This window comes from Halomonas sp. KHS3 (assembly GCF_000830495.1).
GTDB classification, from domain to species: Bacteria; Pseudomonadota; Gammaproteobacteria; order Pseudomonadales; family Halomonadaceae; genus Vreelandella; species Vreelandella titanicae.
In genome coordinates this window covers 234,011-258,147 of record NZ_JWHY01000001.1, presented here as the reverse complement: position 1 = coordinate 258,147, position 24,137 = coordinate 234,011, and the positions used below count along the sequence as shown (strand labels likewise).

The window sequence follows — 24,137 nt, the reverse complement described above, 5'->3', positions numbered from 1 at the left end:
TCATGCAACAACACATTGATAAATCACAGTGGGGAGGCGAGGAGCGTTTTGATGCGCTGCTGGAGTCAATCCGATCCCGGCGCAAAGAGCTCGAGGAGTTGCGCCATATCCCCATGGACATCATTGACGAGTTCAAAGCCATTGGTGTCTATCGCGCCATGGTACCTGCCACCTACGGCGGTGATGAGAAGTCGCCCGCCGAGTTCCTGAAAATGGTCGAAGCGATCTCGGCGGCGGATGGCTCCTCTGGCTGGGTAGCGAGTTTTGGCATGAACCCCGCCTACTTGGCCGCGTTACCCGAGGAGACCCTAAAGAAAGTTTGGGGGGATTCCCCTGACATCGTCTTCGCTGGAGGGATTTTTCCGCCCCAACCCGCTGAGCGGGTCGATAACGGTTTCCGTATCAAAGGGAGATGGAAATTTGCCAGCGGTTGTATGGGGGCATCGCTATGTGGCGTGGGCATTCTCCCCGCCGAAGAGGGTGCTCTGCCGCGCATGGCAGTGCTGCCCCGCGACCAGGTGAAGATCGACCCGACCTGGGATATGTTGGGCATGGTAGCCACCGGCAGCCACGACCTCGTGGTCGAGGACGCCTATGTTCCAGAGGCCTGGACCTTCGTGCGCGGCGGCAAGCCCAACGTCGATACCGCCTTCTTCCGCTACCCATCACTCTCCTTCGCCGCTCAGGTACTGGCAGTGACTACCCTGGGCTTGGCCCGGGAGGCACTGGATATCGTCCGCGCCATGGCTGGTGGGCGTAAATCAGTCACCGGCGCCCCCAATCTGGGTGAGCGTGAGTATGCCCAGATTGCCCTCGGCAAGGCCGAGGCCAAAGTTCGCGCCGCCCGCGCCTTCTTCTATGAGAGTACCGACGCCGCCTGGGCAAGCATTCAGGCCGGTGGCGAGCCAAGCCGTGAGCAGGTCAACCTGCTGCGCCTCTCCACCACCCATTTGACCCACGAGTGCGCGGAGTCGATTCGCAGCGTATATCAGATCAGCGGCATGACAGGGGCCGACAACGGCCACCCCCTGTCGCGAATCCTGCGCGACTCGCAGCTGTGCACCCAACACGCCTTTATGGGCGAGATCACTTGGAAGAATGCCGGCGCCATATTCTTCGGCCACGATCCTTTACCGGGCTACCTATAACCGCCCTACGTAGTTTAACCAACGGAGATCAACACTATGCATCGCGTACTTTTCTGCATCGGTATCAATCAAAATTTCATGAATGCTACGGCCGAGGAAGGCAAACAAGTCTGGCAAGCCTTCAGCCAGATGATGCAAGGCATCGATGAACTTCCTGGCGTCACTATCCTGGGGATCATGGATGACGACCGCATCATGGTCGGCCCTTCCACCACCGCCCCCTGGACCGCCTACATCATGGCCGATGTCCCTGATTACGAGACTGTTGTAGCCGCCTGCAACTTCTTCCGCACCATCCCGGTGGGGGATGGCACCTATAAGCTCTGGAAATACGCCCGTGTCGAAGCGCGTATCGGCCGTGAGTTGGTGGTACCTGAATAAAGACAGCATTAGCTGGCTAGGCATGAGGAGAACAAAATGAACCAATTAATCGACGTCAAAAACATCGCGCTCGAACCAGATCAACTGGTCAATAACGATAAGATTGCGACCCCGATGTACACCAGCTCGGCGCTGTTTGAGCAAGAGCAAGAGAAGATTTTCCGTAACACTTGGGTATGGGTAGCGCATACCAGCGAGATCCCCGATAAGGGGTCTTTTAAGCTGTCCAAAGTAGGTCGTGAACCGGTCATCGTGGTACGTGACCGTAAGGACAATATCCATGTAATGGTTAATCGCTGCCGCCACAGGGCAGCGACGGTGTGCGAGGTTCACAAGGGCAAGACCTCATCTTTCCAATGCCCTTATCACGGTTGGGGCTATGGACTCGATGGCAGTCTGCGTGCTTTGCCGAATCCCGAACAGTATGGCGATGATTTCGATAAGTCACAGCATGGGATGCTCAAGCTACGCGTTGAAAGCTATCAGGGTATGGTCTTCGCCACTTTCAACGAGGGCATTGAGCCATTGGAAGACTTCCTGGGGGCTGCCAAGAAGTGGATCGATCTGTTTATGAAACAGGGTGGTGGATACCCCGTAAAAACCCTTGGTGAACATCAGTTTTCGGTGCCAATGAACTGGAAGGTTCAGCTCGAGAACACCACCGACGCCTATCACTTTCCGATCGTGCATAAATCCTTCCTGCAATCCCTCGATGAGGAAGCTGAAAAGACGTTCACCTTCCTTGATGGCGAAGGCTTCGTTGAAGACCTGGGTAACGGTCACTCCGTCATGGTCATGATTCCCGAACTCGTCGATCTAGAGGAGGACCTCGATCGCAAGATTCCAGAGCGTTTTGCAGAGCTGGCGCAGGAACTGCGCGACGAAGGCTACCCGGAAGATCAAGTCCGCCGCATTGTGCGCGCGGTAGGTGGCTCCGGGTTCAATCTTAATCTGTTCCCCAACGTGGCGTGCTCAATGGCCTTCTTCCGGGTATTGACGCCCGTTGCTGTCGATAAAACTGATATTCGCCACATTGCCATTGGTATGGAGGGAGGTCCCGACATCGCCAATCGCGTACGCCTACGCTTGCATGAACACTTTCAGGGTCCCATGGGTTTTGGTTCTCCCGACGATGCCGAGGTCTGGGAGCGAATCCAGCGGGGGGTCGATGGCGGTGCCGAACTGCCGATTCTGGTCAATCGTGGCATCGAGAAGGAAGTGCCGGGCGAGGCAGGGCCACGTGGTCATGTATCGGATGAAACGGGCATGCGTGCCGCCTATGCGATGTGGAAACGGATGATGCAGGAGTGAACGAAATGAACGCAATCGACAATGAAAACCTGCTCTGGCAGGTCACGCAGTTTATCTGGCACGAAGCGGCGATTCTGGACGCAAAAGAGTACGACGCTTGGCTCGATCTGTGGCAGCCAGAGGGCTTGTACATCATTCCTATCGAAGACGCCGACGATTACGCGGCAGTGCTCAACCTCTGTTACGACGATGACAAGATGCGCCGGGATCGTATTAAACGCTTCCAGGATGGTTTCTCGATCTCTTCGGCACCCCCTGCCGTCACCGTACGCACCTTGTCTCGTTTTGTGATAGATGCCGTCGATGGCAATACGGTTGTCGTTTCATGCGCGGAGCACCTGGTTGAAGACAAGTTTGGGCGTCAGCGCATTTGGGCCGCCAATGTGCGCTACACCCTCACGTCCTCCGATACCGGCTTCCGTCTTCAGGAGAAGGTGGTTCGTCTACTCAACTCTGATGGAGTGCTGAATTCGTTCAGCTATTTGTTCTGATGAGCGTACCACTACCCGACAAAATTCAGACCGCAGTGGTGACCGGCGGCGCACGTGGACTCGGGGTTCACATCGTACGCGCACTGCATAAGGCGGGGTTTCGTGTCGTTATCACCGATATCGACACCGGGCCCGCCGAAGCGCTGGCATCCGAACTCGACCTGGCCGGGGAAACCGCGGTGACCGCGACCCTCGATGTCGCCAAGCCAGAGGATTTTCAGTGCGTGCTGGACAAGATTGTCGCGCGCTGGGGAAGTTGCGAAGTGCTGGTCAATAACGCAGCCCGAACCGCTGTACAGGGAGTGTTTGATATTGACCCAGCCCACTTTAACGAAGTGATGACCACCAACGCTGGCAGTGTCTTTGCCGGTTGCCAGATCTTTGGTCGCCACTTCAGAGAGCGGGGCTATGGCCGCATCGTCAACCTGGCGTCGCTGGCAGGACAGAACGGCGGTACCGCCACTGGCGCTCATTATGCCGCCTCCAAGGGCGCCATTCTGACCTTGACCAAGATTTTCGCCCGCGATCTGGCGGCGGACGGGGTGACCTGCAACGCCATTGCGCCGGGGCCACTGGATACCCCGATGGTGCGTGAGGTACTCGGTGACAATCTGGATAAAGCGCTTGCCAATATCCCCGTAGGCCAGCTGGGCTCCCCTGAGCTGGTCGCGCAAATGGTGAGCTTTCTTGCCAGCCCTCAGGCGGCTTTTGTAAACGGTGCCTGCTGGGACGTCAATGGCGGCATTTACATGCGCTGAGCATCTGGAGATGACAATGCAAGATGACATCATGACCCTGCACGTTGTGCGCCGCGATATTCATACCAATGAGATCGCAGTGATCGATCTGGCTGCTGAGAGTGGCGCTGATCTGCCTGCCTTTGAAGCAGGCGCCCACATTGATATTCACCTTGATGAAGGGTTGGTGCGCCAATACTCGCTGAGTAACCCCCCAGGAGAGCGCCACCGGTATCGGCTCGGGGTGCTGCTTGACCCCGCTTCCAGGGGAGGGTCCAAGGCAGTACACGAACGCCTACACGAAGGTGTCCAGGTGAAGGTTGGCGTGCCACGCAATCTATTCCCACTGGATGGATCGGCACCGCATAGCCTGTTGGTGGGCGGTGGCATCGGTATTACGCCAATGATTGCCATGGCGTACGAGCTGCGCGATGCCGGACGCTCCTTCGAGTTGCATTACTGCTGCCGTGGGCGTGAAAAGGCAGCTTTTATTGATGAGCTTGAGTCTGCCTTTGGCGATGCGTTAGTGATGCACTTCGATGATGGGGAGGCCTCCCAGCGGCTGGAAATAGAGACGTTGCTGGCGTCACAACCCGCCCATACCCACCTCTATGTATGTGGCCCCACCGGTTTTATGGACTGGGTGATTAATGCTGCCCGTCAGGCGGAGTGGCCACAGAATCGTGTGCATTCAGAGTACTTCTCTGCAGAAGTGGATACCAGCGGTGCCGCATTTGAAGTTGAAGCGGTTGCCAGCGGCGTCACCGTTCAGGTGGAAGAGGGCATGTCCATCGCCCAGGCGCTCAAGGCGGCGGGCGTCAAGGTCAATGTTTCCTGTGAAGAGGGGGTTTGCGGCACCTGTATCTGCGAGGTGCTGGAGGGCACTCCCGATCACCGTGACCACTTTCTCAGCGAAGAAGAAAAGGAAGATAACGACCAGATTGCCGTGTGCTGCTCCAGGGCCAAAAGCGCACGCCTAGTCATTGACCTTTGATCCGCCAGCGTAAAGGGAAACCGCATGCATGCCGTCAAAACAAGACTATGTGAGCCGATTCTAAACCTGTGTGGCCTCTGCCTGTTACTGATCGCCTTTGTCATCGGTGCGGGGGTGTTGATGCATTTGTTTGGAGTGTCGCAACTCATTGCGTTTGAAACGCCCCATTGGCTGGTGGGGGGAGCAATTACGTTCAACTCTTTGATGGGGTTACAGGTACTGCTTTTTGCAGTGGCCATCATGATGGCCATCGCCCCGGTCTTACTGCTGGACCGGCACGTTAGGGTTGATGTGTTCCACTCCCGTTTATCGGCACGCTATCGGCATGCGATCGATATTGTCGGGCATGCACTGTTCGGTATTCCTTTCTTTGCGTTGCTACTTCTGCCCGCTTATCGATTTGTCGAGCGCGCCTACCTGACCAGTGAGCGCTCGACAGATGGGGGGCTGACGGACATATACGTTATCAAGGCCACCCTGCCTATTGGTATCACCCTGTTTTTGGCGGTGCTGGTATATCTGTTAGTGAAACGAACTTGGTTATTTATGTCAGGGAGCTCGGATCATGCTTGAACTCTGGCTGCCTCTTTCTATGGTGCTGCTGCTATTTGCGGGTATTTTGTCGGGCTATCCGGTGGCACTGGTGTTGGGTGGGGTGTCGGCCATTTTTCTGCTGTTTTCAGATCTCCCCTTGGCCTTCTCCAATCTCATGTTGACGCGCGTGTATGCGAACGCGCTGAGCAACTGGCTCTACGTTGCCATCCCGATGTTCATCATGATGGGGTTGCTGTTGGAGCGAACCGGCTTGGCCCGTGATGCTTTCCGCGTCAGCGAACGCTTGCTGCGCAGGCTCCCTGGCCATCTCGCGCTGACGGTGCTGTTCATCGGCGGGTTGATGGCAGCAACCACAGGTGTTGTTGGCGCTTCCGTTGTCCTGCTGGCGGTACTGGCGCTGCCTCGAATGCTCGATGCTGGCTACTCAGCATCGGCGTCGGCGGGGCTCATTTCAGCCTCGGGCACGCTCGCCATCCTGATGCCGCCTTCCGTTATGCTGATCATTCTATCCAGCCTGGTGTCGGTACCCGTCGGCCATCTGTTTAAGGCTGCCTTGATCCCGAGTGCTTTGTTGCTACTGCTCTACACCCTCTATTCGCTTGCCCTTGCATGGGGGCAGCGGCGTTCGCCTTTAACGGATATCAAATGCCCAGATGAGCAGCAAGGTGGCGGCGTTGGGCGCAACCTGCTGGCGTTGTTCCCTTTCCTCGTACTGATCCCCATCGTGCTTGGCACCATCGTCTATGGGGTGGCGACGCCTACGGAGGCCAGCGGTGTTGGCGTGCTGGCGGTGTTGGGGTTTGCCGGTGTCATGCAGAAAATCGATGTGGAATCGGTAATGACAGCGGCGAGAGAGACAGTTGTCTCCACTGCCATGATTATGATGTTGGTCATTACGGCGACCTGCTTCTCGCTAATTTTTAAAGGGGTCGGCGGTGATGGCTTAATTCGCAGTAGCTTGGGGCTGATGGGGGGCGGCAGCTGGAGCGTGTTAATCCTCATCCTATTGCTGGTCTTCGTGCTGGGGTTCTTCCTGGACTGGCTGGAAATATCCTTGATTCTGATGCCTATCTTTGTGCCTATCATCACCCAGCTGGAACTGTCGAATGGGCTTACCGGTGGGGCGCTACTGGTGTGGTTTGCCATTCTGTTTGCTATCAATTTGCAGACTTCCTTTCTCACTCCACCGTTCGGCGTATCGCTCTTCTATTTGAAAGGGGCCGTAGGTGATCGCGTTGCCACCCTGGATATTTATCGAGGCGTACTGCCCTTCATCGCCATCCAACTGTTCGTCTTGCTACTAATCCTGCTGTTCCCGGGGCTGCTCATGCTGTAAGCCGTTACAACCATCACCGCACAGAACTTAAGACATAGAACTTAAGACATAGAACTTAGGAAATAGAACTTAGGAAATAGAACTTACTAAACAAATAGAACAGGAGTTAACACCATGAAATTGTCTTTGAAGAGCACCATTATCGGTACAGGAGCGTCGCTACTCGCCTCTACCGCGATGGCCCAGAATTTGACCCTGCAATCCGCTTTTCCCTTCAGTCTTGAGGTCATCGATACCTCAATACATCGCTTTGTCGAGGATGTGGCCACGGCGACCAACGGGGAGCTGACCTTCACCCCTTATGATGCTGGGTCCTTTTCACCCCCGTTCGAAATTCTGGAGAACGTCGGTAACGGCAGCCTGGACGCAGGTTGGTCGGCCGCCAGCTACTGGGCAGGTCAGATTCCGGCCGCCGCGCTGTTTCAAAGCATTCCCTTCGGCCCCGATGTGCCGAAGTACCTGTCCTGGCTATATGGCGGCGGCGGTCTCGAACTGTGGGAGGCGCTGTACGCACCCCATAATGTCGTACCGATTCCCTGCGGCAGCATGATCTCTGAAGCGGGCGGATGGTTCACCGAGGAAATCACCAGTGTTGAAGACCTCAATGGCATGAGCATGCGCATTAGTGGTCTGGGTGGCGAGGTGATTAGTCGCTTGGGAGTGTCGCCGGTTTCCATTCCTGCTGGCGAGACATTTCTCGGGCTTGATACGGGGCGCATTGGCGCCGCTGAACTCAGCTTTCCCACCATTGATACCAGTGCGGGCTTCTTTGAAGTTGCCAAGCACTACTACTTCCCTGGCTGGCATCAGCCCGGCAGCCTCAATGAACTGCTGGTTAACGCTGACGTATGGGCCGGATTGGCAGAAAGCCAGCGCTTGGCCGTGCGCAATGCCTGCAGTGATTTGAGCATTCGTATGTTTGCCCACGATATGCAGGCTCAATCCGCCGCCCTGGAAGAGTTTCGCAGCGCTGGAGTAACCGTTGAACGCTTCCCTGAAGAGGTGTTGGCTGCCTTGCAGTTGGCCACAGAGGAGGTGCTGGAAGAAGCGGCTCAGCGTGATAACGACTTTGCCGACGTCATTGCGTCGTATCAAAACTTTAGCGAGCGCTATGACGAGTACCGCGAGCTGACTGCTTTTTAACAGCCGCCAGCACATCAATCTAGTGCGGATGATGAGGATAGCTATGCCTACCGTTCACGTATACATGATGTCAGGAAGAACCTCGCAGCAAAAAGAAGCGCTGATCAGCGAGGTAACCGATGCCGTAGTGTCATCGATAAGCGCACCTAAAGAGAACGTTCGGGTGATTATCAGCGAGGTGCCCAAAAGTGAGTATGGGATAGGTGGCGTCACCGGTGAAAAACTAGGCCGCTGATACTTCTCTGCAAAAATAGTACAAGAGAGACAGTTCATGAGTATTGATACCAGAGATTTTAGAAACGCCCTGGGAAAGTTCGCCACTGGCGTAACAGTGATAACCACCCGTGATACGGGAGGTGAGCACTATGGCGTAACGGCAAGCAGCTTCAATGCCGTCTCCATGACACCGCCGCTGATTCTATGGAGCATCGATAAAAGCGCCTATAGCCTGGATGCCTACTGCCAGGCAGAGCACTTTGTGGTCAATGTACTGGGCAGTGATCAGGTGCCCATCTCTAACCGTTTCGCCCAGCGGGGTGAGAACAAGTTCCAGGGGATCGACCTTGAAGAGGGGGTTGGAGGCGGCGCACGAATAGTGGGCGCTGTGGCCCATTTTGAGTGCCGCACTTGGCAGGTATACGAAGGCGGAGACCACTTCATCATCGTCGGGGAGGTGCTGAAGTATGACTACCAGGATGGTCGTGGCGCTTTAGTCTTCCACAATGGGCGCTATGCCCTGCCTGAGCCTCATCCGATGACGATTCCTCAAGAGGAGGTCGAGACGGGAGAGGGGCTTCTGGGGCATCACTTTCTCTATCTGTTGCGTCAGTCCCTGTCTGCCTATCGTAAGGATTTCTATCCTCGCCTCGAGCACATGGGGGTGGACGAGAAGGAGTGGCGAGTGCTGACCCTGCTGCTTGATCGAGGAGCGCTGCCCCTTGAAACCATTGCCCAACGTGTTGCTCAGCCCATCGAAGACCTGAAGGACACTTTAAGCGGTCTGACCCGCCGGGGGCTGGTAAGTGACCGTGATGATAACGCCGCTACCGTTGCCCTGACGAATGAGGGAGGCGAGTTGGCGCGCAAGCTGCTGCAAATGGCGCGGGAGTATGAGCAGAAGGTATTTGAAGGCGTGAGCGAGGAGGAGATGAGCATTCTGAAAGGGGGACTTGAGCGTGTTATTGAGCAGCTAGGAACCCCCTGACGAGTCACGGCGAAGAGTAGAAAATAGCGCTACCACCGGAGGAAAATGATATGACGGAAGTGTCTGCAGCAGCGTTTCAACGACTTATGGATCGCGTCGATACCCTAGAGGCCGAGTCCGAAATTCGTCGGATTCAAACCCGATATATGTTTCTTTGTGACACCCCTATGCCGGAGTACGGTATCGAGAGCGACGAGCAGCGCATTAATCAAATCATGGCGCTCTATACTGAGGATGCGGTTTGGGAGGGGGTCGGTGAGTATTACGACGGTCAGTTTGGACGTCTAGTGGGCGCTACAGCTATTCGACGCCACTTCGAGAATTTCTGGGGGCAGAAAAAAGATCCTCAATTACTCCTGAATGTGCACTACCTGACCTCTGAACAGATTCACGTCAAGGGCAATACAGCGACTGGGCAGTGGGTGCACTGCCAGCCGTGGATTTTTTCTGATGGTAGCTCGCTTCTGCGTTCATCACGGCTTAATAACGCCTTTAGAAAGCAGGATGACGGACGCTGGTTAATTACCCGTACACGGACGGAAAATGTGTTTGTAGCCCCCTTGAAAGAGGGCTGGGCAACGGACTTTCCTGCTGCGTCGGTGTTAATGAAACCCTAAGGAGGAACCTAATGCTAGCCTCCATTGCTTCTCCAAGAATAGCCATCGTGGGTGCCGGCGCCATCGGTACTACCCTGGCGGCACGCCTTGCAGTGGCAGGGTATACCGTCAGCGTGTTGGCTCGGGGTGGCACGCTGGCGGCCATCAAGCGAAAGGGTGTCTGTCTCATTGATCAGCAGGGGCAACACACCGCCAACGTCATTACTGCGGATAATTGCGGCTCACTCGGTGAGCAAGACATCGTCTTTCTATGTACTAAAGCTCACTCTATACCCTCCCTGTTGCCACAACTACAACCGCTGTTCGGCCAACATACATGCTTGGTGCCCATGGTGAACGGTACGCCGTGGTGGTTACTCATGGATGCCGTGGAGCCTTGTGCCGCCAACACAGCCCCTATGGAAACCGTCCATATAAAAGCGGTAGACCCAGAAGGTGAGCTGGTTCGCTGCCTTCCTGCCAGCGCCATCATCGGATGCGTTGTCTATATTTCGGCACATCTGCAGGCTCCGGGCATTGCGATTTCAAATACCCCGCCCCGGCTGATTGTTGGCGATATAGTCGCCACGCCCGACGCCGCGAATAGTCGTATGGAAACACTTGTTAAGGTATTGGAAAACAGTGGCATCATGACGCGCCATACAGAGAGTATTAGAGATGCCGTATGGAACAAAATCGCTGCGAATTTGACGTCCAACCCCCTCTCGGTGATGACCGGTACCACGCTGGCACAGCTGTATAGCCACCCCTCGCTGCAAAAGGTCGTAAGCCAACTTTTTGAAGAAACGCGTCTTACTGCAAAAGCCTACGGCAGTCGCCTTGATATGAAGTTACAAGAACTTCTGGATCTTGGCGCCAGCATGGGCGCTGTCAAAACTTCCATGCTACAGGACTATCAACAGGGGCGAGCCCTTGAACTCGCGGCGATCGTCGAGGGAGTGATCGAACTGGCGGACAGGAGAAGTATTCCCGTCCCCACTATCAAGTCCATTCTCCACCTTACGCGATACTTTGAAGACAGCGCTCTTCGTCAGTCCCATGCCCACGGTGGCAAGGAGAATTCTTAGATGACTATCAAGCCGTTACCCATGCCGAACAACGTTCTCAAACCTGATCACTGCAGCGACGAGGAGTGGCAGCAGCGCCTTAAACTCGCCTACTGTTATCATCTCGTCGATTTCTTCGGCTGGACCGAAACCATTTTCAACCATATCTCTGCCCGAGTGCCGGGCTCAGACAATCACTATCTGGTTAATCCCTTCGGCCTTAACTACACGGAAGTGACACCGCTTAATCTGTTGAAGGTTGACCTGGACGGCAACAAGGTCGAGGCCTCTGAGTACAACGCCAATCCCGCTGGCTTTGCTCTGCATAGCGCTGTGCACGGGGCGCGGGAGGATATCCACTGCCTGCTACATACTCATACCATACCCATCTCGGCCATCGTGCAGAAGAAAAAGGGCTTTACCCACCACGATTTCTACGGTGCCCAGCTCTATGGCCGCGTGGGGTACCATGATTTCGAAGGCATCACGCTCTTCGCCGACGAGAAAACGCGCATGCTGGAGAGCCTGGGTAACAAGCACGTGCTGGTACTACGTAACCATGGGATCGCTGTGGGCGAGTCCTCGATTGAGAAGGCGCTGTTCCTACTGTGGACCGTCCAGCGGGCGGCGGAAAACCAGTGCGCAGCAGGAGCTTTGGGTGGCGAGGATGTGGAAATCGATACCTCAATTAGTCAGAAGTGTGCAGACCTCACTGCCGAGCTGATTCGCGAAAGCGGCTTCGCCAACGAGTTCTTTGTTGCCATGGTGCGCAAGCTTAAGTCCGAGCGTCCACTCCCTTTCTAATCCACGCCCTTTCTAAAAAAGACATGCAGATGGGCTGCCTGTTTGCCTCAGGGCTGACGATGGGCGGCCCACCGATCTATGCATGTTACTGCTGGTATTGCTCGATTAACGCCAACATGCGGTCGTAAAGTTCCTCTGCCGGTAGGCCCTGCGCCGCAACCTGCTCGATACGCTGCTCATTTAGCGGTTCGATACGCCCCGCCCAGCGCTTCTGCTCTTCTTCACTCAGGGTGACAACCTCCAAATCGTGGTTATCCTGCGCCCAGATGATGGCTTCGCGAACATGATTATCAAGATAGTGCCCGGCGTACTGAGAGGCTTCAGCGCCTAGCTCATCAATGACCTGTTGGACATCTTCCGGCAGCGACTCCCAGCGTTGGCGGCTCATTACTGCCAGCATCACAACATTGGAGAGAGGGTAGTCCACTATATAGTCGAGATAGCGGGCATACTGAAGATCCATCAGGGTTTCGCGGGAGGACGCTACCCCTTGAACAATGCCGGCCTGGAGCGCTTCGCCGGTTTCAGCTTGAGACATGCCAATCGGCACGGCCCCGAGTGTGCGCAGGGAGTCGGACTCGCCCGGCACACGAATTTCCAGGCCGGATAGATCCTCAAGCGTGCTCACCTGCTCTCGCGTCTGGAGATACCCCGGCTCGGAAGTAAATACAGTAATCACTTTGAAATCCTCAAGACCGAACTGCTCTTGGGGAAACTCGCGTACCAATTGGTAGGCAACTTGGCTGGCCACTTCAGAGTTAACATCGATACCGCTGAAGTCACCGATCAGGTTCAGTAACGGAAAGCGTGCAGGCTCGTAGGAGGTTGTCGTGAGGCCAATATCAGCGACGCCATTAAGTACGCCATCCAGCATGTTGCTGGCGGTGAGTAGGGTGCCACCTGGAAAGGTGTTGACGGCGACCTTCCCCTCAGTGCGTTTTTCAAGCTCATCGGCCCAGAACTGCATCTGTACACCGGGAAACGTCTGAGCGGGAGCAAAGAAAGCGTAATTGAGGTTGATATCACTAGCCAGGGTCGCTGAACTTAGCATCACACCCGCCACGAGACTGCTTAAACGCAGCAGTGAGGGTCGGTGCTGCAAAAGCGCGTTTTTTTTGTGCATGTTGATCGTCATGGGGAACATCCTCTCTTTTGTTGTTTGTTGAATGCCGGTCATGAAGGAGCGTATAAACATTCAGCATCACATGAAAAGTAAAGTAAATTGTTAAGTGAACCACTTCCATTTGAAAGCAATGCAAGTTGAGTTCCAGTCGTTTAAAAACACCTAAATTATTATTTACTTAACGCGAGTCGAAGGTTGCTATGTTGAGTCACGGTAACCCCGCATTTCGTCACTTCTTACTGGCAAAGCACCACTCAAGCGCACCTTGGTGAATAAAGTACATACCCTTGGTGCATTCACACTCACTACCCATTAGTTCGACGCCTCGAATAGTGGCTAATTACGCATATTCCCATAAATAAGGGGGGCTTTATCGACAGACGACCAGTTTTAGCGAGCCGCTATTAGCTAGTTGCGTTTTTTGAATATCGGTTGCGTATTGTGGATATCCGTCAGTAACCCGATGGCTATACCGTTTAACGACCCTGAAGGCGTTAACAAGAAACGGAGATAAGCATGAAAGTCAGCGTTATTGGCGGTGGACATGGCTGCTACGCCGCAGCAATCGAGATGGTGGAGAAAGGTTTCGACGTAACGTTGTGGCGGCGGGATGGCAATGCTCTGCAAGAGTTGCGTCAATTGGGCCATTTGGACCTTAAGGATGCGCAGGGTGAACGGCGTATTCAGATTGGTACTCACAAGGACCAACTATCTCTAACAGATAGCCTGGAGGAGGCGACGCAACAGGCGGAGCTGCTGATTGTGCCGTTACCCGCCACCTCCCATGACACTCTAGCCGACCAACTGGGGCCGTTACTACGGGATGATCAGGTGGTTTTTCTACCCCCAGGTACATTCGGCAGCTACCTGTTCCACCGAGCGATGCGAAAAGCAGGCAACGATAGTCAAGTGGCCTTCTGTGAAACGGGAACGCTGCCCTATTTGGCGCGTAAGCACGGTGCTAATAAGGTAGTCATTAGCGTTTATGCAACCCGGCTCCCTACCGGCGTCTTCCCCAGCGAACTGTCAGCACACGCCTTCTCTGTATTGCGGGAGGCCTACCCCAGCGTTGAACCCATCGAAGATGGCCTTAGTGGCGCCTTAATGAACGCTGGCCCTATTATCCATCCGCCTTTAATTATGATGAATGCGGGGCCGCTAGAGCATTTTGATGCCTGGGATATTCACAATGAAGGAACCCAGCCCTCTATCCGCAGCGTAACCACCGCGCTAGACAATGAACGTATCGCGGTACGCGAGAGGCTAGGTTATAAGCCCTCCCATTTTCCTCTTGCTAACCACTATGCCTACGAAGGAGAGGAGTGGATGTATGGTCGTGGCGCCCACGGCAAACTGACCGATAGTGGCGATTGGCGAGAAAACATCAATCTTCATAGCCATCGTTACATGCTGGAGGACACCCGAATGGGGCTCTCCTTCATCGTGTCGGTTGGCCGCTGGGCGGGGCAGCCCACGCCAGTGGCGGAGGGGCTTTTGAGCATTGCTTCGGCGATCACAGGCCAAAATCTCTATGCCCAAGGCCGAACGCTGGAAATGCTGGGATTGGATTCGCTTTCCCAGGGGCAGATGCACTCTTTATTGACGTATGGCATTCAGGCCTGACCTATCGATAGAGGAGACCGCATCATGCAGGACAACATTATCGTCTTGGGAGCAGGAAGAATGGGAGAAGGTATTGCCCTCTCATTCATTCTGGCTGGGAAGGAGGTCGTGCTGATCGACTTCAAGTCGCGCAGCCCTGAAGAGCGTCAGCACTATTATGAGCAGGCTCGCAGTCGGCTAGTGACGGAGCTCAAGTATCTTCAGGAGAAGCGGCTCATTCAGGAAGAGCAGATCGCTTCAATGGTGAAGCAGCTTCGTATCGTGGATGACCAGCAGGTGCAGATGTTGGCGGGAAGCCGTCTGGTTTTCGAGGCGCTGCCTGAAGTCAGCGAGATTAAGCAGCAAGGGCTGGCCTGGGCAAGCCGACATTTGGATAAAGAGGCTGTTATCGCCTCAACGACGTCCACTTTTCTGGTCACCGAACTTGCCTGCATGGTTAGCCATCCGGCCCGTTTTATGAACGCCCACTGGCTTAATCCTGCCCATTTGATGCCCTTAGTGGAGGTAAGCCGGGGCAAGGATACCGAGCAGCGTTATGTCGATGCGCTGTTCACGGTGCTTAAAGGGATAGGAAAAGTACCGGTGCTGTGCGAGGCGGCGCCGGGCTACATCATTCCCCGCCTGCAGGTGCTGCTCATGAATGAAGCCGCGCGTATGGTCGAGGAGGGCGTTGCCAGTGCCGAGGATATCGATGTGGCTATTCGAGTCGGGCTGGGGTTGCGCTATTCGGTGCTGGGAGTGCTGGAGTTCATCGATTGGGGCGGTGGCGATACGCTTTTCTACGCCTCCAACTACCTGTGCGACAAGCTGGATAACCGATTCAAGTCACCTGAGGTTATTACCCGGAATATGCAAGAGAAGCGTCGAGGCTTCCAAGATGGCGTGGGCTTCTTCGACTACTCAGGGGTCGATCTGTCGAACTACCGAAAGCAGCGCTCCGACGCTTTTCTAAAGCGTCTCGAGCTGCTTGACCTGATGCCAGCAGTCACTACCCGTTATTAATCCTTCACAGCCTATAAAGCGCCTATTGGAAACCATGCTGTTCCTGTAGGCCTTCGCCGAGGATAGTCATAATGAAAACGAGTACACAGGTGGGAACGTTAACGGTACTAATAGCTGCAATGGCGTTGGTGGGGTGTAGCGATGCACAGGAGGAGGTAGTCGATGAGCCTAGCGACGAGTCCCAAGTGATTACCCTCAGCTACGCTTTCTTTGCCCCTGCGCAGAGCTTTCCGGCCATTCAGATGGAGCACTGGGCGAAAGAGCTCAATGAACGTACCGATGGTCGTGTCGAGGTCGACCTCTTCCCCGGGGGCTCCTTACTCACGGCCAGCAATATGTACGATGGGGTGTTGAATGGTGTTGCGGATATAGGGCTTTCCGCCACCTCTTACGAGCCGGGCCGTTTTCCTCTGATCAACTTGGCCGGGAGTCTGACCGGCCAGGACGTCAATTCAGAAGTCGCCAGCCGCATGACTTACCAACTGATTCAAGAGTTTGGTGACCAGATGCCCGAACTCGAAGAGTTCAAGGTCATCACGGCCTTTACATCGGAGCCTGCTTATTTTCAAACCATTGAACCGATTCATCAACTGGAAGACCTGGAGGGGCTGGAAATAAGAATTTCCGGCGATAACTCCAGGGCGCTGGACGCACTGGGAGTAACAGCAGTAGGTATGTCGCAAGCCGATGCCGGTGAGGCACTTCAATCTGGCATTATCGATGGGTATGCGGCTTCCCGGGAAGTGCTAATGGATATGCAGTTCGCGCGTTTGGCTAAGTACGTGACCGACTATCCCTTAACTAACACCATTTTTGCGGCGCTGATGTCGCGAGAGAAGTGGGAGGCGCTCCCTGCTGATATACAGGCGGTGATCGAGGAGTTGGCGCCGGAGATGGCAACCTTCACCGGCCAATATCTCGATGAGCATATACAGCGTTCACTCGAGTGGGCGCAGCAGGAAGAGGGCGTTGAAGTAATAGCGCTTGACGATGATGAGGCTAGCCGTTGGGATGACCAGCTCGCGCCGGTCAATGAAACTATCTTGTCGGATGCAGAGCAACAGGGCCTGCCCGCGTACGCCTTTGCAGAAAGAATGCAGGAGCTGATCGAGGAATATCGTACCGAGGCTGAATAAAAAGAGCAGAGGTGACAGTAAGCTCAGGGCCAGACGTTGGCCAATTCGTTACCAGTAGTATGTTCGCGGTTTGACTGCAGTGTTTGCACTGGGGTCACCCCATAGACCTCCTTGTACTGTGCGGAGAAGTGGCCAGGGCTGTTGATGCCATGTTGCATGATGACATCGGTGACGCGATGACCGCGAGGGGCATCAAGCAGCGCCTGGTGCACACTCTTCATGCGTTGCTGAGTAAAATAGGCTTTGGGCGAGAGCCCAATAAATTGTTGGAAGCCGTACTGAAGCGTGCGCTTTGATACCCCCATCATCGAGGCCAGAGTATCGAGCTCGATACCCTGCTTGAGGTTCTGGTCTATATGGGTTTTGGCGTTTTTTACATAGTGTGGCAGAGGAGAGGGGGTGCCACTCAAGCGCTGACTGTAGTTATTCATGAACAGCCCCAGCAGGCTGTCATATAAGTAGTCTTCCATCAGCTTGATCTGCTGGCGCGGAGCATTTTGCTGGTGAAGAGAGTCGGTGAGACGGGCAAAATACTTGATGGTATCCAGAAGAAAGACCGTGCCGGGGTAATGCTCGGGAAAGTAGTGGTCAAAGATGATCGGAAGATCAATGCGCTGTTCAAGTCGACACGAAAGGCGTTGTTCCAACCGGTGGCGCGGTACTCGAACGATGATGTTATGGCAGTTCGGAGAAGTTTGAATGAGAGCGCGTTGACAGGGGGATGTGACAGTAACACCTCCCTGAATCATACTGACCTGACGGTCAGCGTATACGATGGTTCCCTGGCCTTCGAGAGTGATACGAAACAGGTAAACGTTTGACTCTTCGACGGGATCAATTTCGACATTGGCACCATATTGCAATTCGATAATGGCCAATTGGTCGAAGCTGACGGCACTCAAACGTGAGGCAAGTCGCGGGCCGTCAAATAAACGCATGCGATGTGGGCAGAGGTAGTGGGTGACATGCTCACGAATGACCTCTTGTGAATCGGTGCGCAGAATAGCGTGCTTCTGCAGCAGAAACGGTGTTGTACCCATGGTTCACCTCAACAATGCACCAAGCAGGTGATGGTTTTGGGGTGTGAAGCCGAGGCAATAGCGGCTGGGCCAGTAGATGGCACGCTCTATCTCTAGAAGCTCCCAGGCGCTTACACTCGAATGGATATATGCTAGAATAATCCACTATTTTTTTGGATGGCGCGCTTCTTATGGTCGACAAGGATGAATTATCGTCTTCCTTTTTTCCTCTTGCCGATGAATTTCGCTCGCGTGATTTTCCTTTTTATTGGGTCGCGAGGCTGAATGCTAAATACAGCGCTGATGTCGATACACTACTGAAACCACTCGGGCTCAGTTCGTCTAAGTGGCGCATTCTCATGATCCTACATGAACATGGGCGCCTTAGCATGTCGGATATATCAGTACACGCTGTTGCAAAATTGTCAACTATCACCAAAATTGTATACCGAATGCAAGAGTCGGGTTTGCTTAAAACAGAGGCCAGCCCGCAGGATGGTCGCGTCACTGAAGTAGAGCTTACCGAGGCGGGTGAGGCAAAGCTGGATATTGCGCGGCAAGTTACTAGCCGTCTGGTGGAAAAAGCCTTTGCCGATTTCAGTAAACAGGACATTGTGTATATCAATCAGTGCTTGAGTAGGATGTTTCATAACTTAAACGCGCTTTAAGGTCTAGAGGGACGCTGGAATTACTGCCATCGCGGCCAAAGTGCTTACATTTGCCCTATGGGCTATCTAATAGCCCTGCCCTTTCCTGAACTACTCCTTTTTATTCAAACTTCCGCTTAGCGCTTTTGCTTAAACGTCACGCGGGTAGTGAAATTGCCACGCTTTTCGCAGTAGCCCATCCATTAGTCGTAAACTATACGTCGTAATTAAGCAGGATATTCCCTATCCCTTGTGAAAGTCACGAATAGGTCAAGTACGAAAATAGCAGCTATTTTATAGTTAAATAACTGATTTTATTGACTATATAGAGTTCTCTGTATTCATGTCAATTTACTCAGTTAGGTATGTGCATCAACCTGAGAGGTATTGGCGACTCGGCCCATCAGTCGTAACACTCACCTGCACTGTTATTGCTATGCGGGTAAAACGATCATGTCGCAAACCACAGGGGCCGTTGAACAAGCGCCCTACGCTGAAACCTCTGCTTTCAAGCCAATCTCACTTGTAATGGGTATCGTCATTGGCTTGGGTGTTTTCTTCCTTTTGCCTGAAACGCTGGCCTTCAATGCTCGTCTAGTGGCGGGCATTGCTATGCTGATGGCCACCTGGTGGATGACAGAAGCGATACCTATTCCTGCCACGTCGCTGTTGCCGCTTGTACTGTTCCCTTTTTTCGATATTGCCTCGGTCGGTGAGACCGCCTCGCCCTATGCTCACAGCATTGTCTTTCTAGTATTGGGTGGCGTACTGCTGGGCTTGGCAACGCAACGCTGGAATTTACACCGCCGCTTCGCGCTACTGACGGTGCTCACCGTGGGTACTAAGCCGGCTCAAATCGTCTTCGGTTTGATGTTCGCTAGCTGGTTTATCACCATGTGGGTCAGCAATACCGCCACCGCAGTGATCATGGTGCCCATTGGAGGCTCGATCATTGCGCTAGTGAAGTCACTGGGTAACGGTGATGACACGCCCAAGTTTTCTGCCTCTGTGCTACTGGGCATTGCCTATGCCATCACCATTGGCTCCATGGCCACATTGATCGGCCAGCCGCCGATGGCGCTAATGCGCGCCTACATGGAAGACACCCACGGGCTTAGCATCGGATTTGGTCACTGGATGCTGGTGGGTGTGCCGTTCTCATTCACTATGCTAATGCTGGCTTGGTTTGTGCTTAACAAACTGGTGTTCCGCTCGGAAGTCGAGAGCATCCAGGGTGGCCGGGCGATGATTGAGGCAGAGCTCAAGGGGATGGGCCGACTATCGCCTGAGGAGTCACGTGTATTGATGGTTTTTGCCGGGGCAGTGTTCTGCTGGGTATTCCTGCCGTTAATCGCGAGAATTCCTGTCGTGCAGAGTGCACTGCCTTGGTTGGGTAACATCAACGATACCAGTGTGGCGATTCTCTCGGCGATTCTGATGTTTGTGATTCCTGCCTCTAATGGAAAAGGGGCGTTGCTGGATTGGTCGGCTACTCGTGACGTGCCCTGGGGGGTGCTGATTTTGTTTGGCGGTGGCCTAACACTCTCAGCCCAATTCACCGCCACTGGCTTGAGTGCGTGGGTTGGCGAGAGCGTCTCGGGATTATCGGGGTTACCTCCAATCCTGATCCTAGCCATCACGGCTATCGTCATTATCCTATTGACCGAGCTAACCAGTAACACGGCGACGGCGGCTGCCTTCTTCCCGATTATGGGATCTATTGCCGTGGGGCTGGGTATTGAACCTTTCCTGATGACCATCGTGGTTACCTTTGCCGTGAGCTGCGCCTTTATGTTGCCCGTGGCGACACCTTCCAATGCAGTGGCTTTCGCAACAGGGGATCTTCCAATCAAGAGCATGATCCGAGCAGGTATCTGGCTCAACGTCATCGGTTTGCTGGTGATTATGGTCGCGCTCTACACCATTGTCCCTTTGGTATTCGATGTCTCTTTCTAAAATGTGGTTGTCAACGTCATTGGTAGCGATTCGGATTTGACGCTGGTAACGATTCGCTCTATTTTGTTCGTAATACAAATTAGTGTTCGCAATATGAACAAAGAAAGGTTTCCATGTCTCAGCCCTGTATTATTTGTGTCGCTATCACCGGCAGCCTGCCGCGCAAAGAGAACAATCCTGCCGTGCCGATTACGGTTGAAGAGCAAATTGAAAGTACTCAGGCGGCGTTCGAGGCGGGAGCTAGCATTGCCCACTGCCATGTGCGCAACGATGACCAAACGCCTTCATCCGACCCGGAGAAGTTTGGTCGCCTAATGGAAGGGCTTAAGAAGCACTGCCCTGGCATGATTATTCAGCTCTCAACCGGCGGGCGCTCCGGCGCCGGTGAGGTGCGCGGCGGGATGCTGTCGCTGAAGCCTGATATGGCCAGTCTCTCGGTGGGCTCCAATAACTTCCCCAATCGTGTTTACGAGAATCCGCCGCAACTGGTGGAGTGGCTGGCCGATGAGATGCTCACGTATGGCATTAAGCCTGAAATTGAAGCGTTTGATCTGTCGCATATCCATCAGGCGGTGAGCCTTTCCAAGCAAGGTAAGCTAAAGACGCCGCTCTATGTTCAATTTGTGATGGGGGTTAAAAACGCGATGCCAGCGGACAAACCTACCTTTGATTTCTATATCGAGACGCTCAAGCGGCTAGCGCCGGATGCGCAGTGGTGCGGCGCAGGCGTCGGCGCCAATCAATACCTGCTTAACGAGTGGTCTATTGCTGCTGGTGGTCATACTCGGACTGGGCTTGAGGATAACGTTCGCCTGGACAGTAATACGCTGGCGCCCTCCAACGCCGCGCTGGTCGAGCGCACCGTAGCTCTCTGCGAAAGGTATGAGCGCCCAGTGGCAACCTGGCAGCAGGCCCGTGAGATGCTTGGGTTATAAACACTACAAAACCGGCAATAAAACCGCAGGAGTAAAGAGATGACCAATGTTACTGTCGTAGGTGAGGCACCTGAGATCGAGGAGATCAAACGCGTTGTGCAGCTATATGTCGATGGCTTTCAAGGCGGTAGTGAAAAGCTGGAGGAAGCGTTTCATAAGGATGCGTGGATTTTTGCTGTGGACGCTGATGGTAAGCTGGCGACTGATCTGATCAGCGACCGTTTCGAGCGCTGGGCGGCTAGCCACCGTAAAGTAAAGAGCCGCTTTATTGCCGTTACCCAGGCGGGAGAAGTCGCCAGCGTATTGCTAGGATTTGATAATAGCGACAACCTAGCGGATTCCTGGGTCGATGTGATTGCCTTGGTAAAGGTCGACGGCATCTGGAAAATTACCAATAAAACGGCAGCCCATAGCACCCGCGCCGCGTGGGCGAAGCCGAGCTCCTAGGCGTTAATGACACCTATTCAGAGAACAGAGAAAACATCAGCCCACGCAGCCAGCGGTTGCCTGGGTCTTGATGAAAGCGACGGTGCCAGAAAAGATTAATCGGGATTTCTGGGAACGTTAGGGGATGCTCGCGAATGACTAACCCGAAACGTGTTCGCGTTGCCTCGGCTAATTTATCGGTGACCGTCACCACTAGATCGCTGCTGCTGACGATATAGGGAACAGCTGCGAAATGCGGCAGTGTTAACCGAACTGGGCGCACAACCCCAGCGTGCGCAAGCTGCTCTTCGATAATGCCATGCCCGGTTCCCCGGGCAACCACCACAGCGTGATGCGCTGTGCGAAACGCCTCAAGGCTAAACTCCTCTGCAGCGAGCGGGTGATGCTCGCGCATTAAGCAAACGTAGCGTTGTACAAACAGTCGCTGCTGGTAGAAGCCTGCCCCTAATTGTGGGATCAGGCCAACTGCCAAATCTATCTCTCCCTCCTCCATCTCGTTTTTCAGGTCATTATGGTGGCTGCGCACGGTGTTGAGTGAAACCCCCGGCGCATGGCGTGAAAGATGTTGCAGCAGGCGTGGGAGAAAAACTATTTCACCGATATCGGTCATGTTGATATGGAAAGTGCGCTCACTCTTAGCGGGGTTGAAATCGTCGCATAGGTTCAGCGTGTCGTTCATTCGTGCCAACGCATCCGCAATGCCGGGGTGCAGTCGACTGGCACGGGGCGTAGGTTGCAGACCTTGCGACGTGCGCTCGAAAAGTTCGTCCTCCAGCAAGTGGCGTAAACGCTTCAGTGCATGGCTCACCGCCGGTTGGGTGATACCCAAGCGCAGCGCCACCCGTTGTGTATTTTGTTCTTGGTACAACAAGTCAAAAACAACCAGCAGATTCAGGTCAATGTTGGCAAGTTTCTCCATCACCTTGCGCCTCGCAACGTATTCCACAATAGTCGAATGCAGCCGTCAGAGAGGTTTTTAACTGGTTGATTCATATTGTTATTAGCGCCGTTTATAGTCTGAATGAAGGAAGCTGTGTGGTGGCAGTTGGCGCTTCCGAATAGCGTTAGGGGAGAGCATAACGCTCAACACATAACGAATAAGCCCCTGAGCAGAGTTAAATCATGGTAGCTAACAGCACAGTAGCAAATATACAGCCAAAACGTCTTTCGATTGGCGTCGTAGGTGGTGGCATCGGAGGGGTGGCCTTCGCCGTCGCGTTGTCCCGTGATAGTCAGCTTGATGTTCAGCTTTTCGAAGCGGCTCCTCAGTTCTCAGAGATTGGTGCGGGTGTCTCCTTTGGCCCCAATGCGGTAAAAGCCATTCAGCTATTGGGGTTGGAAGACGCGTATCAGCGTATTGCCGACTCCTCACCAGCGCCCTTTGAGGATGTTTGGTTTGAATGGCGGCGTGGTAGTGATGATGGTTACTTAACCGCCAGTTTAGCCCCTGGCGTTGGCCAATCCTCGGTGCATCGTGCCGATTTTCTTGATGCGATTGTTGCCAATCTGCCTGAGGGTATCGCCCACTTCGGCAAACTCTGTATAGACGTTAAGCAAGACGCCGACAGCGCCACCGCCAGCTTCGATGATGGCACTCACTTTACTGGTGATGTGATCATCGGCTTTGACGGCATTAAGTCGGCGGTGCGCCCCCATGTGCTACCCCCGGAGCAGTACGGCGAAATTACTCCGTTCTGGAGTGGCACTTACGCTTATCGCGGCATGATTCCCACCAGGGATCTAGAGGCTGCTCTAAAGGCTAAAGGCAGCGAGAGGCGCTTGGCATTGGTGCCTCAGATGTATCTTGGCAAAGATCGCCATATTCTGACCTTCCCGGTTAAGCAGTCCCAACTCGTTAACGTCGTGGCCTTCATTACGGATCGTTCGATACCGAACCCTAAACTGCCCGAAGGCGAAGAGTGGGTTCAAGCCGTCAGCCAGGAGGAAATGCTAGAAGTATTTGAAGGTTGGAGTCCGGCTTGCCAAGCCATTCTTGAATGCATTCCTGAACCAACGCGCTGGGCGCTGCATGAGTTACCTGAGCTTGCCCGCTACCAACGCGACCGCGTACTGATCGTTGGCGACGCCGCCCATGCATTAGTGCCTCACCAGGGGGCGGGGGCCGGTCAGGCGCTGGAGGACGCCTATGTGCTGGCGACTCTGCTGGCGGATGCCAGTTGCCGTAGCAACAACGTGAGTACTGTGTTGTCTGCCTTTGAACAAGTACGCCATAGCCGTACCTGCAAAGTGCAGCGTACCTCCCATGAGGCGGGCGATGTCTACGAATATGCAGGAGAGGGCATCGGCGACGATGAAGCCGAGCTAATTAACAATCTTGAAAGTCGCTTCGAGTGGCTCTGGAATCATGACCCGCACGATGATGTGATTGCCGCTAAAAATAGCTTGAAGTTTGAAGCAAGCGAGAACTGGGGGTAAGCCAAAAGCTACCCATTTAAAGCAATAACTTCTTTTATAAAGACGA

General features: G+C 54.1%; 25 protein-coding genes. 22 read left to right on the top strand and 3 right to left on the bottom strand.

Annotated features, from left to right (window positions below):
• Positions 1-2: 2 nt before the first annotated feature.
• The 14 genes from RO22_RS01230 to RO22_RS01165 all read left to right on the top strand — a co-directional run bounded on the left by RO22_RS01230 (position 3) and on the right by RO22_RS01165 (position 11,767).
• Positions 3-1,148 carry an acyl-CoA dehydrogenase family protein gene (locus RO22_RS01230; protein ID WP_052475473.1) on the top strand — a complete coding sequence of 382 codons (1,146 nt, stop codon included), beginning with the start codon at positions 3-5 and terminating at the stop codon, positions 1,146-1,148.
• Between the two features lie 36 nt (positions 1,149-1,184).
• Complete coding sequence (locus RO22_RS01225) at positions 1,185-1,529, top strand: hypothetical protein (RefSeq protein ID WP_041157364.1); 345 nt, start codon at positions 1,185-1,187, stop codon at positions 1,527-1,529.
• Positions 1,530-1,565: 36 nt separating this feature from the next.
• Positions 1,566-2,840 (top strand): aromatic ring-hydroxylating oxygenase subunit alpha, encoded by a 1,275-nt coding sequence (locus RO22_RS01220; protein ID WP_041157363.1) that lies wholly within the window; start codon positions 1,566-1,568, stop codon positions 2,838-2,840.
• Between the two features lie 5 nt (positions 2,841-2,845).
• A complete protein-coding gene (locus RO22_RS01215) occupies positions 2,846-3,331 on the top strand; it encodes an aromatic-ring-hydroxylating dioxygenase subunit beta (protein WP_041157362.1) in 486 nt (161 codons plus the stop codon).
• Positions 3,331-4,089, top strand: a complete 759-nt coding sequence (locus RO22_RS01210) for an SDR family NAD(P)-dependent oxidoreductase (protein WP_041157361.1) — start codon at positions 3,331-3,333, stop codon at positions 4,087-4,089. Before RO22_RS01215 ends, RO22_RS01210 begins: the two co-directional genes overlap by 1 nt.
• A gap of 16 nt (positions 4,090-4,105) precedes the next feature.
• Positions 4,106-5,062 (top strand): PDR/VanB family oxidoreductase, encoded by a 957-nt coding sequence (locus tag RO22_RS01205; protein ID WP_041157360.1) that lies wholly within the window; start codon positions 4,106-4,108, stop codon positions 5,060-5,062.
• Positions 5,063-5,086: 24 nt separating this feature from the next.
• Positions 5,087-5,635: a TRAP transporter small permease subunit gene (locus RO22_RS01200; protein WP_041157359.1), complete on the top strand. Its 549-nt coding sequence runs from the start codon at positions 5,087-5,089 to the stop codon at positions 5,633-5,635.
• Positions 5,628-6,953 carry a TRAP transporter large permease subunit gene (locus RO22_RS01195; RefSeq protein ID WP_041157358.1) on the top strand — a complete coding sequence of 442 codons (1,326 nt, stop codon included), beginning with the start codon at positions 5,628-5,630 and terminating at the stop codon, positions 6,951-6,953. The genes RO22_RS01200 and RO22_RS01195 overlap by 8 nt, the downstream gene beginning before the upstream one ends.
• A gap of 114 nt (positions 6,954-7,067) precedes the next feature.
• Positions 7,068-8,096 (top strand): TRAP transporter substrate-binding protein, encoded by a 1,029-nt coding sequence (locus RO22_RS01190; protein WP_041157357.1) that lies wholly within the window; start codon positions 7,068-7,070, stop codon positions 8,094-8,096.
• 43 nt (positions 8,097-8,139) lie between these two features.
• Complete coding sequence (locus RO22_RS01185; RefSeq protein WP_035565068.1) at positions 8,140-8,331, top strand: 2-hydroxymuconate tautomerase; 192 nt, start codon at positions 8,140-8,142, stop codon at positions 8,329-8,331.
• 36 nt (positions 8,332-8,367) lie between these two features.
• On the top strand, positions 8,368-9,300 hold the full coding sequence (locus RO22_RS01180) for a flavin reductase (protein ID WP_041157356.1): 933 nt from the start codon (positions 8,368-8,370) through the stop codon (positions 9,298-9,300).
• A gap of 50 nt (positions 9,301-9,350) precedes the next feature.
• Positions 9,351-9,917 carry a nuclear transport factor 2 family protein gene (locus RO22_RS01175; protein WP_041157355.1) on the top strand — a complete coding sequence of 189 codons (567 nt, stop codon included), beginning with the start codon at positions 9,351-9,353 and terminating at the stop codon, positions 9,915-9,917.
• Between the two features lie 11 nt (positions 9,918-9,928).
• Positions 9,929-10,984 carry a ketopantoate reductase family protein gene (locus tag RO22_RS01170; RefSeq protein ID WP_041157354.1) on the top strand — a complete coding sequence of 352 codons (1,056 nt, stop codon included), beginning with the start codon at positions 9,929-9,931 and terminating at the stop codon, positions 10,982-10,984.
• Positions 10,985-11,767 carry a class II aldolase/adducin family protein gene (locus tag RO22_RS01165; RefSeq protein WP_089691332.1) on the top strand — a complete coding sequence of 261 codons (783 nt, stop codon included), beginning with the start codon at positions 10,985-10,987 and terminating at the stop codon, positions 11,765-11,767.
• A gap of 85 nt (positions 11,768-11,852) precedes the next feature.
• Here RO22_RS01165 and RO22_RS01160 read toward each other — a convergent pair whose 3' ends face one another.
• A complete protein-coding gene (locus RO22_RS01160) occupies positions 11,853-12,902 on the bottom strand; it encodes a TRAP transporter substrate-binding protein (protein ID WP_052475472.1) in 1,050 nt (349 codons plus the stop codon).
• Between the two features lie 504 nt (positions 12,903-13,406).
• Between RO22_RS01160 and RO22_RS01155 the strand changes: the two genes are divergently transcribed.
• From RO22_RS01155 to RO22_RS01145, 3 genes are all read left to right on the top strand, one after another.
• On the top strand, positions 13,407-14,513 hold the full coding sequence (locus RO22_RS01155; RefSeq protein ID WP_041157353.1) for an NAD/NADP-dependent octopine/nopaline dehydrogenase family protein: 1,107 nt from the start codon (positions 13,407-13,409) through the stop codon (positions 14,511-14,513).
• 24 nt (positions 14,514-14,537) lie between these two features.
• The gene (locus tag RO22_RS01150) at positions 14,538-15,515 is read left to right on the top strand and encodes a 3-hydroxybutyryl-CoA dehydrogenase (RefSeq protein ID WP_041157352.1); all 978 of its coding nucleotides are present in this window, start codon (positions 14,538-14,540) and stop codon (positions 15,513-15,515) included.
• A gap of 71 nt (positions 15,516-15,586) precedes the next feature.
• Positions 15,587-16,651: a TRAP transporter substrate-binding protein gene (locus tag RO22_RS01145; RefSeq protein ID WP_041157351.1), complete on the top strand. Its 1,065-nt coding sequence runs from the start codon at positions 15,587-15,589 to the stop codon at positions 16,649-16,651.
• Between the two features lie 23 nt (positions 16,652-16,674).
• On the opposite strand, the gene RO22_RS01140 is transcribed toward RO22_RS01145, so the two are convergent.
• A complete protein-coding gene (locus RO22_RS01140; RefSeq protein WP_041157350.1) occupies positions 16,675-17,691 on the bottom strand; it encodes an AraC family transcriptional regulator in 1,017 nt (338 codons plus the stop codon).
• A gap of 170 nt (positions 17,692-17,861) precedes the next feature.
• Here RO22_RS01140 and RO22_RS01135 point away from each other — a divergent pair, with 170 nt between their 5' ends.
• From RO22_RS01135 to RO22_RS01120, 4 genes are all read left to right on the top strand, one after another.
• On the top strand, positions 17,862-18,338 hold the full coding sequence (locus RO22_RS01135) for a MarR family winged helix-turn-helix transcriptional regulator (protein WP_041157349.1): 477 nt from the start codon (positions 17,862-17,864) through the stop codon (positions 18,336-18,338).
• A gap of 432 nt (positions 18,339-18,770) precedes the next feature.
• Positions 18,771-20,273 carry an SLC13 family permease gene (locus RO22_RS01130; protein WP_041157348.1) on the top strand — a complete coding sequence of 501 codons (1,503 nt, stop codon included), beginning with the start codon at positions 18,771-18,773 and terminating at the stop codon, positions 20,271-20,273.
• A gap of 113 nt (positions 20,274-20,386) precedes the next feature.
• Positions 20,387-21,208 carry a 3-keto-5-aminohexanoate cleavage protein gene (locus tag RO22_RS01125; protein ID WP_041157347.1) on the top strand — a complete coding sequence of 274 codons (822 nt, stop codon included), beginning with the start codon at positions 20,387-20,389 and terminating at the stop codon, positions 21,206-21,208.
• A 39-nt stretch (positions 21,209-21,247) separates the two neighbouring features.
• Complete coding sequence (locus tag RO22_RS01120) at positions 21,248-21,655, top strand: nuclear transport factor 2 family protein (RefSeq protein WP_041157346.1); 408 nt, start codon at positions 21,248-21,250, stop codon at positions 21,653-21,655.
• Between the two features lie 13 nt (positions 21,656-21,668).
• On the opposite strand, the gene RO22_RS01115 is transcribed toward RO22_RS01120, so the two are convergent.
• On the bottom strand, positions 21,669-22,574 hold the full coding sequence (locus tag RO22_RS01115) for a LysR family transcriptional regulator (protein WP_041157345.1): 906 nt from the start codon (positions 22,572-22,574) through the stop codon (positions 21,669-21,671).
• Positions 22,575-22,777: 203 nt separating this feature from the next.
• On the opposite strand from RO22_RS01115, the gene salA reads away from it, so the two are divergent.
• Positions 22,778-24,091 (top strand): salicylate 1-monooxygenase, encoded by a 1,314-nt coding sequence (gene salA, locus RO22_RS01110; RefSeq protein ID WP_052475471.1) that lies wholly within the window; start codon positions 22,778-22,780, stop codon positions 24,089-24,091.
• Positions 24,092-24,137: the final 46 nt, after the last annotated feature.

What these genes read in the sequence shown, in the direction of transcription:
- RO22_RS01225 (WP_041157364.1), top strand. Translation starts at nt 1,185, where the DNA reads ATGCATCGCGTACTTTTCTGCATCGGTATCAATCAAAATTTCATGAAT.
- RO22_RS01185 (WP_035565068.1), top strand. Translation starts at nt 8,140, where the DNA reads ATGCCTACCGTTCACGTATACATGATGTCAGGAAGAACCTCGCAGCAA.
- RO22_RS01170 (WP_041157354.1), top strand. Translation starts at nt 9,929, where the DNA reads ATGCTAGCCTCCATTGCTTCTCCAAGAATAGCCATCGTGGGTGCCGGC.
- RO22_RS01210 (WP_041157361.1), top strand. Translation starts at nt 3,331, where the DNA reads ATGAGCGTACCACTACCCGACAAAATTCAGACCGCAGTGGTGACCGGC.
- RO22_RS01150 (WP_041157352.1), top strand. Translation starts at nt 14,538, where the DNA reads ATGCAGGACAACATTATCGTCTTGGGAGCAGGAAGAATGGGAGAAGGT.
- RO22_RS01175 (WP_041157355.1), top strand. Translation starts at nt 9,351, where the DNA reads ATGACGGAAGTGTCTGCAGCAGCGTTTCAACGACTTATGGATCGCGTC.
- RO22_RS01205 (WP_041157360.1), top strand. Translation starts at nt 4,106, where the DNA reads ATGCAAGATGACATCATGACCCTGCACGTTGTGCGCCGCGATATTCAT.
- RO22_RS01130 (WP_041157348.1), top strand. Translation starts at nt 18,771, where the DNA reads ATGTCGCAAACCACAGGGGCCGTTGAACAAGCGCCCTACGCTGAAACC.
- RO22_RS01165 (WP_089691332.1), top strand. Translation starts at nt 10,985, where the DNA reads ATGACTATCAAGCCGTTACCCATGCCGAACAACGTTCTCAAACCTGAT.
- RO22_RS01160 (WP_052475472.1), bottom strand. Translation starts at nt 12,902, where the DNA reads ATGACGATCAACATGCACAAAAAAAACGCGCTTTTGCAGCACCGACCC.
- RO22_RS01120 (WP_041157346.1), top strand. Translation starts at nt 21,248, where the DNA reads ATGACCAATGTTACTGTCGTAGGTGAGGCACCTGAGATCGAGGAGATC.
- RO22_RS01180 (WP_041157356.1), top strand. Translation starts at nt 8,368, where the DNA reads ATGAGTATTGATACCAGAGATTTTAGAAACGCCCTGGGAAAGTTCGCC.
- RO22_RS01125 (WP_041157347.1), top strand. Translation starts at nt 20,387, where the DNA reads ATGTCTCAGCCCTGTATTATTTGTGTCGCTATCACCGGCAGCCTGCCG.
- RO22_RS01135 (WP_041157349.1), top strand. Translation starts at nt 17,862, where the DNA reads ATGGTCGACAAGGATGAATTATCGTCTTCCTTTTTTCCTCTTGCCGAT.
- RO22_RS01115 (WP_041157345.1), bottom strand. Translation starts at nt 22,574, where the DNA reads ATGGAGAAACTTGCCAACATTGACCTGAATCTGCTGGTTGTTTTTGAC.
- RO22_RS01220 (WP_041157363.1), top strand. Translation starts at nt 1,566, where the DNA reads ATGAACCAATTAATCGACGTCAAAAACATCGCGCTCGAACCAGATCAA.
- RO22_RS01195 (WP_041157358.1), top strand. Translation starts at nt 5,628, where the DNA reads ATGCTTGAACTCTGGCTGCCTCTTTCTATGGTGCTGCTGCTATTTGCG.
- RO22_RS01190 (WP_041157357.1), top strand. Translation starts at nt 7,068, where the DNA reads ATGAAATTGTCTTTGAAGAGCACCATTATCGGTACAGGAGCGTCGCTA.
- RO22_RS01140 (WP_041157350.1), bottom strand. Translation starts at nt 17,691, where the DNA reads ATGGGTACAACACCGTTTCTGCTGCAGAAGCACGCTATTCTGCGCACC.
- salA (WP_052475471.1), top strand. Translation starts at nt 22,778, where the DNA reads ATGGTAGCTAACAGCACAGTAGCAAATATACAGCCAAAACGTCTTTCG.
- RO22_RS01215 (WP_041157362.1), top strand. Translation starts at nt 2,846, where the DNA reads ATGAACGCAATCGACAATGAAAACCTGCTCTGGCAGGTCACGCAGTTT.
- RO22_RS01155 (WP_041157353.1), top strand. Translation starts at nt 13,407, where the DNA reads ATGAAAGTCAGCGTTATTGGCGGTGGACATGGCTGCTACGCCGCAGCA.
- RO22_RS01200 (WP_041157359.1), top strand. Translation starts at nt 5,087, where the DNA reads ATGCATGCCGTCAAAACAAGACTATGTGAGCCGATTCTAAACCTGTGT.
- RO22_RS01230 (WP_052475473.1), top strand. Translation starts at nt 3, where the DNA reads ATGCAACAACACATTGATAAATCACAGTGGGGAGGCGAGGAGCGTTTT.
- RO22_RS01145 (WP_041157351.1), top strand. Translation starts at nt 15,587, where the DNA reads ATGAAAACGAGTACACAGGTGGGAACGTTAACGGTACTAATAGCTGCA.